This is a genomic window from Caballeronia sp. LZ001 (assembly GCF_031450875.1).
Classification (GTDB): Bacteria; Pseudomonadota; Gammaproteobacteria; order Burkholderiales; family Burkholderiaceae; genus Caballeronia.
In genome coordinates this window covers 3,231,239-3,246,527 of the sequence record NZ_JARTVX010000004.1, presented here as the reverse complement: position 1 = coordinate 3,246,527, position 15,289 = coordinate 3,231,239, and the positions used below count along the sequence as shown (strand labels likewise).

The following is a 15,289-nucleotide window of genomic DNA, read 5'->3' as shown; positions in this document are numbered from 1 at the left end:
AACGAACATGTACGCATTCGACTATCAACGTCCCGGCGAGACTCAGGCTGCGGTTGCCGCGCTTGCCGCCAACGGCGATGCCAAATTTCTCGCGGGCGGCCAGAGCCTCTTGCCGACCATGCGCTTGCGGCTCGCGCAGCCATCGGCGCTCGTGGATGTAACGCGCATCGCGTCGATGAAAAGCATCGCGCTCGATGGCGGCAAGCTGATCATCGGCGGCGCCATGTGCCACGCGCAGGTTGCATCGGACGAACAGGTTCGAAAGGCGCTGCCCGGTCTCGCCGATCTGGCTGGCCGAATCGGCGACAGACAGGTGCGCGAGCGCGGCACGATTGGCGGTTCGCTTGCCAACGACGACCCCGCCGCGTGCTATCCGGCCGCCGTGCTTGCGCTGAACGCGACGGTGGTGACGGATCGCAGGCGCATTGGCGCGGATGAGTTTTTCATCGACATGTATCAGACCGCGCTGGAGCCGGACGAGTTGATCGTCGCGGTGGAATTTCCGCTCGCCGAGCGCGCCGCGTACGAAAAGTTTCGCAACCCTGCTTCGCACTTCGCGCTCGTTGGCGTGTTCGTTGCAAAGCATGAAGACGGCGTGCGCGTTGGCGTGACGGGCGCGGCATCTTCCGTGTTTCGTGCGGCCGAGCTGGAGGCGGCGTTGTCGAAAGACTTTTCCGTCAGCGCGGCGCGAGGCGTGAAGATCCTGCCCGGCGAACTCAACGACGACATGCACGCGAGCGCGGAATATCGCGCGCATCTGATTCCGGTGCTGGCGGGCCGGGCGATCGAACGCGCCAACTCGTTCTAGGCAGCACGTCGAAGTCATTCAGCAACCAAGCGGCGGATTTCGAGTCCGCCGCGCCTTCCCATGATGCCGAACGAGCCGGATTCCATCGACGACACGCTCGCGCGACTGCGCGAGCATCAATACTTCGCGAACCGCGAGCTCGCGACGGCGCTTTTTCTCGCGCTGAAAATGCAGCGGCCGCTCTTTCTCGAAGGCGAACCGGGCGTCGGCAAGACCGAACTCGCGAAAGCGGCGGCGGGTCTGTGCGGCACGACGCTCTTGCGCCTGCAATGCTACGAAGGTCTCGATACGGCGAGCGCGCTCTACGAATGGGACTATCCGCGTCAGATCATGGCGCTGCGGCTCGCGGAAGCATCGGGTGAAACACCCTCGAACGATTCGCTGTATCGCGGCGAGTTTCTGTTGAAGCGTCCGTTGCTTCAGGCGCTGCTGCCCGATCCTTCGAACGCGAACGCGCGGCGCGTGTTGCTCATCGATGAAATCGATCGCGCCGACGAGCCGTTCGAAGCGTTCCTGCTCGAACTGCTGTCGGACTTTCAGGTGTCGATTCCCGAGTACGGCACGGTGCGCGCCACGCATCCGCCTCTCGTCGTGATGACCTCGAACCGCACGCGCGAAGTGCACGATGCGCTCAAGCGCCGCTGTCTTTATCAGTGGATCGGCTATCCCGCGCGCGATGTCGAGCTCGAGATCGTCGCGGCGCGCGCACCGGAAGCGAGCCGCGACTTACAGGCGCGAGCGGTCGGCTTCGTGCACGAGTTGCGTACGCTGGATCTGTTCAAGGCGCCGGGCGTCGCGGAAACCATCGACTGGTGCCGCGCGCTCGCGGCGTTGTCGGTGTCGGAACTGGACCCGCAGTCGGTGCGCGACACGCTCGGCGTGCTGCTGAAGTATCAGGACGACCTCGCGCGCATGGACGCCGACACGCTCGCGCAATGTCTTTCGGCTGCGCGGTCATAGCGATGGAAACCATCGCGCGCAACGTCGTGCACTTCGTCAGGCTGCTGCGCGGCGCGGGCCTCGGCATGTCGCCCGCGCATGCCGTCGATGCCATCGACGCGCTGCGCTTCATCGATCTGCGTCGTCGCGACGACGTGCACGCGACGCTCGCGTGTCTGCTGGTTCACGCGAGCGACGAGCGCGGCATCTTCGACGCGGCCTTCGATCTCTTTTGGCGCGATCCCGACTGGGAAGGCAAGCTGCGCATGCTGTTGCTGCCGAAAGTGACGAACGGCATGCCGCCGCCCAAACGCAACAACCGTCTCGCCGATGCGCTCGCCACGCGCGCGGTGTCATCGGCTGAAACGAAGCGGGAAGGCGCGACCGAGGAAGCGCACGCGCGCCTCTCGTTCAGCGCGCGGGAACGCCTGAGCCAGCGCGATTTCGATACCCTGAGCGCCGACGAGTGGCGCACGCTGCGGCATCAGATTCGCGCGCATCGGCTGCCGCTTGCTAGCGAACCGACGCGCAGGCTCAAGGCGGCTTCGCGCGGCACGCATGCCGACCTGAAGGCGAGCGCACGTCACGCGGTTCGTTCAGGCGGCGACTGGACCGTGTGGAAATACCGCGCCGTCGTGGAACGCCGGCCGCCGCTCGTCTTGTTGCTCGACATATCCGGCTCGATGAGCGCATATTCGCGCGCCGTTCTGTACTTCTGCCACGCGCTTTTGCAATCGCGCGAGCGCTTGCAGGTGTTTCTGTTCGGCACGCGTCTGACCAACGCCACGCGCGCGTTGCGTGAGCGCGATCCGGACGTCGCGATTGCCGCGCTCGGGCTTCAGGTCGCCGACTGGTCGGGCGGAACGCGCATTGGCGGGGCGCTCGCCGAGTTCAATCGACGCTGGGCGCGCCGCGTGCTTGCAGGTCGCGCGACCGTTCTTCTCGTCACCGACGGCCTGGATCACGAGGCCATCGACGTGCTCGAAACCGAAATTGCGCGGCTGCATCGTTTCGCGCATCGGCTGGTGTGGCTCAATCCGCTTCTGAGATTCGCCGATTTCACGCCGCGCGCCCGAGGCGTGCGCGCGATCCTGCCGCACGTCGATGCGATGCTCGCGGCCCACAATCTCGACAGTCTCACCGCTGTCGGACGGGAACTGGCGGCGGCGCACGGCCGGCACGATTCAGGCGCGCGTCGCGTCCCGTGAGTATCAGGGAGACGAAAAATGGAACTGTCCGAAACGCATGTCTTGCCGGTGCCCCAGGCGCGGGCGTGGGAAGCGCTCAACGACACGGAGATTCTGAAACTTTGTATCCCCGGCTGCGACAGCATCGACGCGGAAGGCGAGAATGCGTATGCGGTCGCGATGACAGCGGCGGTCGGCCCGGTCAAGGCGCGCTTCAAGGGCCGCATGGAACTGACGAATATCGACGCGCCGAAGACGTACACCATCGTGTTCGAAGGGCAGGGCGGCGCGGCCGGTTTCAGCAAGGGCAGCGCGACGGTGAACCTGGAACCGGGCGAGACCGCCGACACCACCAGGCTCACTTACAGCGCGAATGCGCAGGTGGGTGGCAAGCTGGCGCAGATCGGCTCGCGGCTCGTGGATGGCGCGGCGCGCAAAATCGCGGGCGAGTTCTTCAAGCGCTTCAGCGCGCAATTGCAGGGCGCGAGTGGACCGGCGAATGAATCGGCGGACGCTGAAAACGGCGGCGACGCAGGGCAGGAACAGGGAAAGAAATCATGGACAGCGTGGATCTCGAAGTCTTGAAAAACAGCGCGCGATGGCTCGATGAAGGTCATCGCGCATTGCTCGTCACGGTGGTGAAGACGTGGGGCTCGTCGCCGCGCCCGGAAGGCGCCATGCTCGCCGTGCGCGCCGACGGCCACGTGGTCGGATCGGTGTCGGGCGGGTGTATTGAAGACGATCTGATCGAGCGCGTGCGGCAACGCGGTATCGAGCAGACGAAGCCGGAAGCGGTGAAGTACGGCATCAGCGCGGAAGAAGCGCATCGCTTCGGCTTGCCGTGCGGCGGCACGATTCAGCTCGTGCTGGAGCCGTTGACGAAGGACAGCGGCATCGCGGAACTGTGCGCGGCGGTGGAAAGCGGGCGGCTCGTCGCGCGCACGCTCGACATGGCGACCGGCCGCGCGCGTCTCGAACCGGCGCAAGCTACCGATGGCGTGCTCTTCGACGACGCCACGCTGCTCACCATCCACGGGCCGCGCTATCGCATGCTGGTGATCGGCGCGGGGCAGTTGTCGCGCTATCTGTGCAGCATCGCGGTGGGGCTGGATTATCAGGTCACCGTCTGCGATCCGCGCGTGGAGTACACGGACGAGTGGAACGTGCCGGGCACGACCATCGTGCGGACCATGCCCGACGATACCGTGATGGACATGAAGCTCGACGAACGCTGCGCGGTCATCGCGCTGACGCACGATCCGAAGCTCGACGATCTCGCGCTGATGGAAGCGCTGAAAACGCCCGCCTTCTATGTCGGCGCGCTGGGATCGCGGCGCAACAACGCCGCGCGGCGCGAGCGCCTGAAGGAGTTCGATCTCAACGAAGCCGAACTCGCGCGACTGCACGGGCCGGTGGGCATTTATATCGGCAGCCGCACGCCGCCCGAGATCGCGGTGTCGATTCTCGCGGAAGTCACGGCGGCGAAGAACGGCGTGTCCTTGCCGGAGTTGCTGAAGGTGGAAGGCGCAAAGGCCGCGCGGGAAGTCGCGGGAAGTGGCGAGGTGTGTGGCGTTTGAGTTTGGCGACCCCGAATTCGCAAGCTCAGGCCCGCATTGCGTGCGGCCTATAATCGTCGTTCTCATCCGCGCGGCCTATTTTGATGCGCCAAGCCTGCGCGGACAGGCCATCGAACTATTTCCAATCCGCACCGAATGCCCGGCAAACCCTTGACCGGCGATGCCCGCCGCGCAATCGCGCAAGCGGATGCGCCGCCACAACCCGCGTCCGCCAAAACCGGGCAGCGTCACATGAGCCACCGTGCGTTACGCGGGTGGTCCGTGGTGCATCGCTGGACAAGTCTCATCTGCACCGCGTTCATGTTGCTGCTCTGTCTGACGGGCCTGCCGCTCGTCTTCGGTCACCAACTCGACCTGCTGACGGGCGATGCCATCGAAGCGCCTGCGCTGCCCGCATCGCAGGCGAATGCGCGCGCGAGTTACGACGCGGTCTTGCACGCCGCGCTGAGGGAGCATTCCGGCCACGTTGCGCAGTACATGATTTGGGAGCCGGACGAACCGCTTTTGCCTGTCATCGTCACCGCGCCTCGCGCCGATACACCGCCCGACGACACGCTAAGCACCACCGTCGATGCACGCACCGCGAGGCCGCTCGGCATGCCGCCGGGAAAGGGATCGCTCAAGTTCGTGCTGCTAAAACTGCACGTCGATATGTTCGCCGGACTCTTCGGCAAACTGTTCCTCGGCGCGATGGGCGTGATGTTTCTCGCGGCGATTGTCTCGGGTGTCGTCGTGTATTTGCCGTTCTGGCGCAAGGTGGGGCTCGGGCGCGTGCGGCTTGCGAAGAAGCGGCGCATCGTCTGGCTCGACTGGCATAACGCCATCGGCATGTTGACGCTCGCGTGGGCGCTATTGGTCGGCGCGACCGGTTCCATCAACACGCTCGCCGATCTCATGCTCGATGCCTGGCGTAACGATCAGCTCGCGCAGATGCTCGCGCCTTATCATGGCGAGCCGCCGGTGACGGTGCGCGCAACCGTCGACGACGCCGTGAAGACCGCGCAGGGCGTCGCACCCGGCATGATTCCGTCGTTCGTGGCGTTTCCGGGGACGCGCTTCAGCAGTCCGCATCACTATGCCGTGTGGATGCGCGGCGACGGCATTCTCACGACGCGAATCCTGCGGCCGGTTCTCGTGGATGCATCGACCGGCGCGCTCACCGATTCACGCGAATTGCCGTGGTATCTGAAAGTGCTGCTTGGCTCGCAGCCATTGCATTTCGGCGATTTCGGCGGGATGCCGCTCAAAATTTTCTGGGCAGCGTTCGATTTGCTGACCATCGTCGTGCTGGGAAGCGGTTTGTATCTTTGGCTCACGCGGCATAATCCGCGGAAGAGGAAGGCATAGAGCGGCGCGCGTGGTTCGCGCCGGCATGGCGAGGCCGGCCATGGGGGAAAAGCGGAACAACGCGGCAAAACGGCGACACCGCGCATCCAAACCGCTTCGCCACGCGCCAAGCGCGCTAGGGAGCGCCTTACATCAACCCACAAACAATTGCCGCGATCAGCGAGACGGTGACGATCACCACACCCGCCGTGCGCCGCTTGTTGAGCTCGGTCCACAACAGCACGCCAGTCAGCGACAGCAATATGATGCTGCCCGCGAACGTATCGATGAGCAGCACCCAGCCCACGCTCAGACCCACGCCCTTGTGCAGGTTCGTCATCATTGCGAGGAAGGTGTTTTCGGTGCGCTTCACCGACACGAAGTTATTGCCCACCCAGTATTCCGCCTGCACGTTGCCGCCTGGCGTGGCCAGTGCCACCGACCACTGCTCCGGCTGCATCGTGCTCTTGTCGCCCCAGCCGACCGGATGCGCGGGCTCGCGACGCGTGCGGCCAAGTTGACCGTCGATCTTCAATTCCTTCTTGAGCCACGTCCCCATGTCGCGCGGCGACTTGAATCCTTCGGCGGGCAAAGGCATCTGCATCTGCGAAACCTGCGGTTCGCCTGTCGAGATACGCAGCGGCGGCGCGCGGTGATTCAACAGGAAACCCGTCGTGCCGAACAGCAAGCCGAGTAACGCGCCCCACAAGCCGATCCAGCCGTGCACCTTTCGCAGCCATTTGAGAAAAACCGAACGGCGCGACCGATTTTTGCGGACGAACTGCTCGGCATCGTCGATAAGCCGATGCGGCCGGTAGGAAGCGCCGCTCGTCGCGGATGGCTGCGGATTCAGTGTATCGGGCGCGTTCACGCGTCTCTCCGGAAGTGGGTCTGGTTCGGGCAAAGCCTCGCCGCAGTCGGCTAGACACGCGTTCAAATGCGGCGTCGGCGAGAGGCAACGAAGAGGCAATCAGATGAGAATCGTTATCATTACATGTCGAAAAACCTAACTCAACGTTTTTCGACTAACTAACACGATCATTTCTAACGAAATATTTCAGACCGGCCAGAGCGGGCCTTCCTGCATCGCGCCGACTTGCTCCCGCAGTTCGAGGATGCGTTCTTCCCAGTAACGCTGCGTGTTAAACCACGGGAAGGCGGCGGGGAACGCAGGATCGTTCCAGCGGCGCGCGAGCCAGGCCGCGTAGTGAATCAGCCGCAAGGTGCGCAGCGCTTCGATCAGATGCAGCTCGCGCGAGTCGAAATCGCAGAAGTCTTCGTATCCGGCGAGCAGATCGGCAAGCGCGCGCGATGCCTCCGCGCGGTCGCCCGGCAGCAGCAGCCAGAGGTCCTGAACGGCCGGGCCCATGCGGCTGTCGTCGAAATCGACGAAATGCGGACCGGCATCGGTCCAGAGCACGTTGCTCGGATGGCAATCGCCGTGCAGTCGCAGATGGCGCACGTCGCCCGCGCGCTCGAAACATTGCGCGACGCCTTCGAGCGCCATGTCCACGACGCGCTCGTAGGCCTCGCGGACATCGTCGGGCACGAAGCGATGCGTGAGCAGAAACTCGCGCGGCTCGTACCCAAAGGTTTGGATATCGAGTGTGGGCCGTTCGCGATACGGTTCGATGCCGCCCACCGCATGAATGCGCCCGATGAAGCGCCCGAGCCATTCGAGCGTGTCGCGGCCGTCGAGATCCGGCGCGCGGCCGCCGCGCCGTTCGAACACGGAGAAGCGAAAGCCTTCGAATTCATGGAGCGTCGCGCCTTCGAGCGAAAGTGCCGGAACCGCTGGAATCTCGCGCTCCGTCAACGTGGCGACGAAGGCGTGCTCTTCGAGAATCGCGGCATCCGACCATCGCCCGGGACGATAAAACTTCGCGACGATCGGCGGCCCGTCTTCGAGACCCGCCTGGTAGACGCGGTTTTCGTAGCTGTTGAGCGCCAGCAGGCGGCCGTCAGTGCGCTTGCCAGCGGGGATCAGCACGCTGTCGAGCGCGTCGAGCACACGCTCGGGCGCGAGGCCGGCAAAGGGCGGGGCCTCGCTCGGCGCGGGCGCGCCGGGGGTATCGGAATGAGTTGAGTTCATTCCGGCATTGTGCCCCGCGCGCGGACAACTGGCTCGCCGGCCGCGCGCCGGTCAGCGTTCCTTCAGTGGACGACCGTGTTCGCGGGGCGCACGATCTCGCCCGTATCGATCAGATCTTCGAGAAAGAACGGCTCCGTGTTGAGCAGTTGAGTTACGCCGGGCTCGCCCGCGTACCACGCGACCATAGCCATGTCGCCCAGAATTCGCATCACGATGCCGCGTGCGCCCTGAGGCACGGCAATATGGACGGAGCGGACAATCGAACCGATTTGCATGATGAATCCCCGTTTCCGTGCCGGCTGAGGATAAAACGCCGGTCAAATATTTTCACCAAGCACAGGCTTTTCACGGCTCGTGCACCAGACAACCTGCCGCGTCATTGTTGCGCGACGCGCAGCACACACGGCTTCCATGAACGATTGTGTCCTTACTTTAGCGCATCGCGGCGCGTGAGCGCGATGCCCGCCGATATCATTTGTTGCCATTGGATGACGTTTTTCGGCATTAAGTTGTGTCCTGCGGCACATGTGACCGATTTCTGTATCGGGCAAAACCCTAAGGATCGGCGTATCTTTAACGGTTTTGGGCCGCCGAGCGTGGGCCGACAACTTTGAGCCAGATCAGAATAATCCTCTCTGGTCGACACGGAGACCCTGGTTGTGAATGCATCGCCGGCGCCGCAGCGCACCGAAACTGAAGCTGATTCCATTCCCTATCTCGAGCGCGGCTCGCGCGCTTACTGGCGCGCGGCGTTGGCCTTGTTGTTCGCGGGCTATGCCACGTTCTCGCTGCTCTATTGCGTGCAGCCGCTGCTGCCGGAGTTCACCAAGGCGTTCGGCGTACGCCCGGCGGTGAGTGCGCTTTCGGTCTCGGTGAGCACGGCGGCGCTGGCAGTGGCGATTTTCATCGCCGGATTCGTTTCGGAGAGTTGGAGCCGCCACCGCTTGATGACGATGTCGCTGCTCGCATCGTCCGTTCTCACCATGATCGTCGCCGCGCTGCCGAACTGGCACGCGCTATTGATCGTGCGCGCGCTGGAAGGCTTCGCGCTCGGCGGCGTGCCGGCGGTGGCAATGGCATATCTCGCGGAAGAGGTGCATCCCGAAGGCCTGGGCCTTGCGATGGGGCTCTACGTCGGCGGCACCGCGATAGGCGGCATGGCGGGTCGCGTGATCAGCGGCATCCTCGCCGATCTGTTCGGCTGGCGTATTGCGATTGGAGGAATCGGGCTGCTCGGGCTTTTCGCGACGCTGGCATTCCGCTCGTTGCTGCCGCCATCGCGGCGCTTCAAGCCGCGACGCGGCGTTGGGTTCCATCATCATCGACGCTCGCTTGCCGGACATTTGCGCCACGGCGGATTGCCGTTTCTGTTTCTCATCGGCTTCGTGCTGATGGGCAGTTTCGTCACGCTCTACAACTACGTGGGCTATCGGCTGCTCGGCGCGCCGTTCTCGCTCAATCAGACGCAAATCGGCGCGATCTTCACGGTTTATCTCACCGGCGTGGTCGCATCGCCGTGGTCGGGCAAACTTGCGGATGTATTCGGGCGCGGGCGCGTGCTGATCGCGAGTTTGCTTTTGATGATGCTGGGCATCGCAATGACGCTTTCGGGTTCGTTGCCGGTGATCATCGGCGGAATTGCCTGCCTGACGTTCGGCTTCTTTGCCGGGCATTCAGTGGCGAGCGGCTGGGTCGGACGACTCGCCGCGCAGGCAAAAGGACAAGCGGCGGCGCTCTATCTGCTTGCTTATTACCTTGGATCGAGCCTGATCGGCTCGTACGGCGGCCACTTCTGGACGGCGTTCGAATGGCCTGGCGTGGCTTCGCTGATCGGCGCTTTGCTGCTGGTCGGTATGGCGGGCGCGGTTTATCTGAATGTGCGCGAGCGGAGTGCTTAATCGTCATTATTCCGCTGAGGCGATTTTGAAAGCCCGTTGAAATATGAGGGAAGTAAGGGTTTTTCCGCGTCTACTTAATAATTCCGTTTGCAAAGCCTTGTTTCAATTAGCTTGGTGCAATGCAATAGTTTTCAGGCGCACGAATATAGGCCGACACGGCGATTCGACCGGCCTATACTCGAAGCGTCGACGCGACGAATTATCTCGAGCGCGCCGCGACAAGAGCTTGAAGCTGGAAGAAGGGAGACGCACCATGACGACTTACTTCACAATCGGCGATTTCATTCTGATTATCCCGATGGCGCTCGCTGGCGCCTTGTTCCTCGGCGCCATTCCCTGCGCGACGCATTTCAAGAACAACGCCTTGCGCGTATTCGGCGCGCTCTTGGGCGTGCTGGTTGCGTTCCTGCTCGTGGAAGGACTGCCGGCGCTGGTTTAGGCGCGGCGGGCGGATGCGCTTTAATCAGCACGTCCGCCCCTGATCAAAACCCGGTACGGCTCTAATGCCGTCAAGCCGGGTTTTGTCTTTTCAGGCGCGAACATTACGCGCCGTCGAACGAAACATATTCAGACCAGATATTCCCCGAGGAACGTCAAGGTGCGGCCGTGCGCGAGCGCCGATGCCTTCGCGTTATATGAAGCGCGATCACCGCAATTGAAGCCATGATCGGCGCCCTGATAAAGATAGAGTTCCGAATCCGAACGGCCCGCAAAACGGTCGCGCACGCTGGCGACGGCATCGGAAGGAATATGCGCGTCTAGTTCGCCGTAATGGAATTGAATCGGTGATTTGATTTTGTCGGCCTGATCGAGCTGATTCTGAATGCCGCCACCGTAATAGGCCACGGCGAGATCGACCGACTCTTGCGCCGCCGCCAGATAAGCGAGGCGTCCGCCGAAGCAGAAGCCGATGGCCGCCACCTTGCCCGTCACTTCGGGCAACGCGCGCAATGCCTGGGCGGCCGCGCCGACGTCGCCGACGGCTGCATCGAGATTGGTCTTTTGCAGCAGTTCCATCGCCTTTTCGCGATCCGCGCCGTCGTAACCCAACTCCACGCGTGGTTGCGTGCGCCAGAAAACGTCCGGTGCGAGCGCCACGTAGCCATCTGCCGCATATTGATCGGCGACGCTGCGAATATGCGCGTTCACGCCGAAGATTTCCTGCAGGATGATCACAGCGGGTCCGGTGCCCGTCTTTGGCAGGGCGAGATAGCCCTGGAAGCTGCCGCCATCGGCAGGAATGTCGATCCAGCGGGAAGTGGTGGAAATGGTCATGTCATTGCTCCTTTAGCTCGATTGAACATGCGCGTTTGAGGCGGCTGTGTGCGTTGATTCGCCAGCCTCGGACCGCGTTGGCGAGTGAGTGTGCCAGCTTTCCCTTTCAGACGCCTGAGCGCATCTGGGCCGCGCTGGCATGACCTTTGACGGAAAAAGGATTTTTAGAGCGGCTGGTCTAAACACTTGGCGACTTAGCGGCTTTAAAAACTGGCTAATGAAGCGAGCGCGCGGGATTATCGGCAAACGGCCGCCGCTCTTGAAGCGCGCTAAACCGGCACACGTCCGCCCCTTGGAAACCCGCATGAACAGGGCGTCTTCACGGAACGCCACCACAAACGCCCGCGCTTCTCAACTGGCCTTTAATCGGTAGTCACACCAGTATCTTAAAAAACTTCCCTAATTTAATTTGACACCCCTACACTTGCGCGCAGTGCGGATGGCGGCCGCCAAAAATGGCCAGCCAGAAGGACTTGCCAAGTGCATGACGATGCATCCGGCGTGGTCGTCCACGGGACTGAGCGATCGTGATGAAAGACGGGGCACAGGGCGATTACGTTGTTTTTGGGACCGAAACTGGAGACTTACATGAACACCAAGCTTCACAAACTGTTGCCGATCAGCGCTGCAGCCGTGCTGTTCGCTACGTTGGCAACATCCGCAGCAGCCGACCAGGTCGTCAAGATCGGTCACGTCGCTCCGCTGACCGGCGGCATTGCTCACCTGGGCAAGGATAACGAAAACGGCGCGCGGCTCGCAGTCGAGGAAATCAACGCGAAGGGTCTCACCATCGGCGGCCAGAAGGTCACGCTGGAACTCGACGCGCAGGATGACGCGGCCGACCCGCGTACCGCTACTCAGGTTGCACAGAAGCTGGTCGACGACAAGGTTGTCGGCGTCGTCGGTCACTTGAACTCCGGTACGTCCATCCCGGCATCGAAGATTTACAGCGACGCGAGCATCGTTCAGATTTCGCCGTCGGCCACGAACCCGACCTACACGCAGCAAGGCTTCAAGACGACGTATCGCGTCGTCGCGACCGATGCTCAACAAGGCCCGGCGCTCGCCAACTACGCCGCGAAGCAATTGAAGGTAAAGAGCGTCGCCGTGGTGGACGACTCGACCGCCTACGGTCAGGGTCTCGCCAACGAGTTCGAAAAGACTGCGAAGGCACTTGGCCTGAAGGTCATTTCGCACGATGCGACCAACGACAAGGCAGTCGACTTCCGCGCGATTCTGACGAAGATCAAGGGTGAGAACCCCGACGCGGTGATGTACGGCGGCATGGACGCAACCGGCGGCCCGTTCGCGAAGCAAGCCAAGCAGCTCGGCCTGCGCGCGAAGGTTCTCGCAGGCGACGGCGTCTGCACGGAAAAGCTGGCCGACCTGGCTGGCGACGCAACCGACAACATCGTGTGCTCGGAAGCCGGCATGGCGCTCGAAAAGATGGAAGGCGGTCAGGCGTTCGCGGCGAAGTTCCAGAAGCGCTTCGGTCAGCCTATCCAGATCTACGCGCCGTTCACGTATGACGCGGTGTATATCATCGTCGACGCGATGAAGCGCGCAAACTCGACCGATCCGGCGAAGATCGTTGCCGCCATGCCGAACACGGACTACAAGGGCGTGATCGGCGAGACGACCTTCGATTCGAAGGGCGACCTGAAGCACGGCGTGATCTCGCTGTACGACTACAAGAAGGGCAAGAAGAGCTTGCTGGACGTCGTCAAGATGTAATGACGGCGGGCCTTCGGCTCCAGGAAACGCGCGGACTTCAAAGGTCCGCGCGTTTTTTTATATCTTGAGGCGCTTGAGGATCTTCGGTCCGATCAGCGCGATCAAGGCGCAGCAAGCCGCGACCACGCACAACCCGATGGGCAATGTGCTGATTTGCGCGACGCCGCCAATCAGCACCGGTCCGAGCAGCAAGCCGAAATACGCGAGGCCCGCGACCTGCGCGAGCCCTTCCGCCGCCGTCACGCCCTCCACGCGCGCCGCGGCCGCGAAGAGCACCGGCATCATGTTGGCGAGGCCGAGGCCCATCAGCGTGAAGCCGCCCAGGGTCACGACCGCGTTCGGCACGACGAGCGCCATCACCATGCCGATAAACGCGAGTCCCGCGCTGCCGAAGATCAATTGCGGCGCGCCGAAGCGAGCGCGCACGGCATCGCCGCCAAAGCGACCGGCCGCCATGCCGCCCGAGAACGCGGCATAAGCGGCGCTTGCGACCGAGGGCGTGGCGAGCACGACGTCGCGCATGTACACGGTGGCCCAGTCGTACATGGCGCCCTCCGCGATCAACGCAACGAGCGCCATGCCGCCCAACGCCCAGAGCGCGCCCGAGCGCCAGCGATTCGACGACGACGATTTCGCGTGTTCATCGTGATGCGCCACGTGCGGCAGCACGTAGGGCATCGACACGAGCAAGACGATCAGACTGACGCCCGAGACAAGAGCAAGGTGCGCGGCAGGCGCAAGGCCGTGCGCGAGCAACGCGCCGCCGACCGCCGCGCCCGCCATGCCGCCCACGCTGAACATGCCATGCAGCGACGACATGATCGGGCGCTCGAGCGCTTCTTCGACGGCGCTGGCCTCGGCGTTCATGGCGACATCGAGTGTGGCCATGCCGAAGCCGAAAAACGCCAGCACGATGAGCAGCATCCAGAAAGCCGGGACGACTAGAATCAGCGCGCCGCAGCACATCATGGTGAGGCCGCCCGCCATGCAGGCCATGCGCGTGCCGGCTCGCGCGATCCACGGACCGGCTGTGAGCATGGCGAAGATCGAGCCGCCAGCGACGGCGAAGAGTGCGAACGACAGCATGCCGGGACTGAGCGCGAACTTGTCGCGCACGGTCGGCACATGCACGCCCCACGAGGCGTACATCATGCCGGCGATGAAGAACACGGCCATCGTCGAATAGCGGGCGCGCTTGCGGGCGGCGGCCGGGGAGGCTGCGATGCAAGGCTTGCATCGGATTTGACTCGCGGGAGGCGGAAAGAGAGGTCGAGTCGGACACGAACGAAAAGTTTGAAAGAGTGATGCGAACGCAGGACAACCTTGCAGATTGCCTCATTTCGCGGGAGCTTTCGATTCTATCGAACGGCTAGCAGACACGCTCGATGCCCGTGCTTTACCATCGGTCGCATCAAACTCGAATAATCAAAAAGGAGATTCATGCATATCCCGTCGCAAGCGCCTTTGCATTTGCTGCATCGCATGCCAGAAGGCACGCTCGCCACGCAGTCGAGAGACCCACGCGGTTTTCCTTATCCAACCGCGTTGCCTTTCGCGCCGACCGCTCACCATACGCCAATGTTGTTGATCAGCCAGCTCGCCGAACATACACGCAATCTTCAGGCAGACGGACGGGCCGGTTTTCTGATTACTCACGCGGCGGAAGGGCGCGTTCTCGAAGGACAGCGATTGACCATGCTCGGTACATTCGCGCCCGCGCCGCTTGCGCAATATGAAGAACTGTCGCGTCGTTATTTGCGATATCACCCGGACGCGGGGCGTTATCTGGAGTTGGGCGATTTCTCGTTCTGGCTGATGTCGCTGGAACGAATGCGATTTATTGGCGGTTTTGGTGCAATGGGATGGCTGCGCGCAGAAGATTTGGATGATCTGGAGCCGGTTTCTTCCGCCGATGAAGTCGCGCTCTGCAAGATTTTCGATGCTTATAACGCTCGGCCGGCGAATCTTGCATTATTAGGGATAGACCGATACGGATGCGATTTGCTGCGCGACGGCACACGCAATCGTTTTACCTTCGATAAGCCGAAACTTAACGGGGACGAATTGAGGACCGCGCTAATCGATTGCATCGAGCGGCAAAGCTAGGCAGCATTCATTAACCGGATGGCAAAAAGACAGCTTACTATGAGGAACGGCTGCATCTAAACTGTCATCCGGTGAAATATTTGCCCAAAGAGCGTCGACGGCATTTCATTGCGCGCCAATTTTTCACGATTAACGACGTCTATTCCTTACTACTTTCCCGAGAGGTGCTACGGGCGAGAAGCGAACAGACGGCCCATTGTTACGAGGAAAGCCGCTGAAACTCAATTTAAGTGGCAATGCGCACATGCCGCCTTAATCCGATATGTGTTAATCTGCGTGCCATCCGAGGCTTTATCGAAAACGTAAAGCGGGCAACAGACTCGTAATTCAGCAAACCACTCAGGAAA

Annotated in this window: 15 protein-coding genes; 10 read left to right on the top strand and 5 right to left on the bottom strand. The window is 62.4% G+C overall.

Annotation, left to right across the window (positions count from 1 at the left end):
- The first annotated feature begins 7 nt into the window (after positions 1 to 7).
- The 6 genes from P9292_RS26135 to P9292_RS26110 all read left to right on the top strand — a co-directional run bounded on the left by P9292_RS26135 (position 8) and on the right by P9292_RS26110 (position 5,858).
- On the top strand, positions 8 to 808 hold the full coding sequence (locus P9292_RS26135) for a xanthine dehydrogenase family protein subunit M (protein ID WP_250466260.1): 801 nt from the start codon (positions 8 to 10) through the stop codon (positions 806 to 808).
- A gap of 63 nt (positions 809 to 871) precedes the next feature.
- On the top strand, positions 872 to 1,768 hold the full coding sequence (locus P9292_RS26130; protein WP_244828145.1) for a MoxR family ATPase: 897 nt from the start codon (positions 872 to 874) through the stop codon (positions 1,766 to 1,768).
- Entirely contained in the window at positions 1,744 to 2,955 is a 1,212-nt protein-coding gene (locus P9292_RS26125) for a VWA domain-containing protein (RefSeq protein WP_244826678.1), read from the top strand. The genes P9292_RS26130 and P9292_RS26125 overlap by 25 nt, the downstream gene beginning before the upstream one ends.
- Positions 2,956 to 2,973: 18 nt before the next feature.
- Positions 2,974 to 3,519 carry a CoxG family protein gene (locus P9292_RS26120; protein ID WP_244826679.1) on the top strand — a complete coding sequence of 182 codons (546 nt, stop codon included), beginning with the start codon at positions 2,974 to 2,976 and terminating at the stop codon, positions 3,517 to 3,519.
- On the top strand, positions 3,492 to 4,511 hold the full coding sequence (locus P9292_RS26115) for an XdhC family protein (protein WP_250466265.1): 1,020 nt from the start codon (positions 3,492 to 3,494) through the stop codon (positions 4,509 to 4,511). Before P9292_RS26120 ends, P9292_RS26115 begins: the two co-directional genes overlap by 28 nt.
- 135 nt (positions 4,512 to 4,646) lie before the next feature.
- Entirely contained in the window at positions 4,647 to 5,858 is a 1,212-nt protein-coding gene (locus P9292_RS26110; protein WP_309961973.1) for a PepSY-associated TM helix domain-containing protein, read from the top strand.
- A 127-nt stretch (positions 5,859 to 5,985) separates the two neighbouring features.
- On the opposite strand, the gene P9292_RS26105 is transcribed toward P9292_RS26110, so the two are convergent.
- The 3 genes from P9292_RS26105 to P9292_RS26095 all read right to left on the bottom strand — a co-directional run bounded on the left by P9292_RS26105 (position 5,986) and on the right by P9292_RS26095 (position 8,204).
- Entirely contained in the window at positions 5,986 to 6,708 is a 723-nt protein-coding gene (locus tag P9292_RS26105; RefSeq protein WP_250466269.1) for a PepSY-associated TM helix domain-containing protein, read from the bottom strand.
- A 186-nt stretch (positions 6,709 to 6,894) separates the two neighbouring features.
- Positions 6,895 to 7,929 (bottom strand): serine/threonine protein kinase, encoded by a 1,035-nt coding sequence (locus tag P9292_RS26100; RefSeq protein WP_309845070.1) that lies wholly within the window; start codon positions 7,927 to 7,929, stop codon positions 6,895 to 6,897.
- A gap of 62 nt (positions 7,930 to 7,991) precedes the next feature.
- On the bottom strand, positions 7,992 to 8,204 hold the full coding sequence (locus tag P9292_RS26095; protein ID WP_244826684.1) for a hypothetical protein: 213 nt from the start codon (positions 8,202 to 8,204) through the stop codon (positions 7,992 to 7,994).
- Positions 8,205 to 8,588: 384 nt separating this feature from the next.
- On the opposite strand from P9292_RS26095, the gene P9292_RS26090 reads away from it, so the two are divergent.
- Both P9292_RS26090 and P9292_RS26085 read left to right on the top strand, forming a co-directional pair.
- Positions 8,589 to 9,827 (top strand): MFS transporter, encoded by a 1,239-nt coding sequence (locus P9292_RS26090; RefSeq protein WP_309961971.1) that lies wholly within the window; start codon positions 8,589 to 8,591, stop codon positions 9,825 to 9,827.
- A 253-nt stretch (positions 9,828 to 10,080) separates the two neighbouring features.
- Positions 10,081 to 10,266 (top strand): hypothetical protein, encoded by a 186-nt coding sequence (locus tag P9292_RS26085; protein ID WP_244826686.1) that lies wholly within the window; start codon positions 10,081 to 10,083, stop codon positions 10,264 to 10,266.
- A 128-nt stretch (positions 10,267 to 10,394) separates the two neighbouring features.
- On the opposite strand, the gene P9292_RS26080 is transcribed toward P9292_RS26085, so the two are convergent.
- Positions 10,395 to 11,096, bottom strand: a complete 702-nt coding sequence (locus P9292_RS26080; protein ID WP_250466311.1) for a dienelactone hydrolase family protein — start codon at positions 11,094 to 11,096, stop codon at positions 10,395 to 10,397.
- 594 nt (positions 11,097 to 11,690) lie between these two features.
- Here P9292_RS26080 and P9292_RS26075 point away from each other — a divergent pair.
- A complete protein-coding gene (locus tag P9292_RS26075; protein ID WP_244826687.1) occupies positions 11,691 to 12,836 on the top strand; it encodes a branched-chain amino acid ABC transporter substrate-binding protein in 1,146 nt (381 codons plus the stop codon).
- A gap of 57 nt (positions 12,837 to 12,893) precedes the next feature.
- Here the strand turns inward: P9292_RS26075 and P9292_RS26070 are convergent, their stop codons facing one another.
- On the bottom strand, positions 12,894 to 14,078 hold the full coding sequence (locus tag P9292_RS26070) for an MFS transporter (protein WP_309964193.1): 1,185 nt from the start codon (positions 14,076 to 14,078) through the stop codon (positions 12,894 to 12,896).
- Positions 14,079 to 14,276: 198 nt separating this feature from the next.
- Here P9292_RS26070 and P9292_RS26065 point away from each other — a divergent pair, with 198 nt between their 5' ends.
- Entirely contained in the window at positions 14,277 to 14,942 is a 666-nt protein-coding gene (locus P9292_RS26065) for a HugZ family protein (RefSeq protein ID WP_250466273.1), read from the top strand.
- The last annotated feature ends 347 nt before the right edge of the window (positions 14,943 to 15,289 follow it).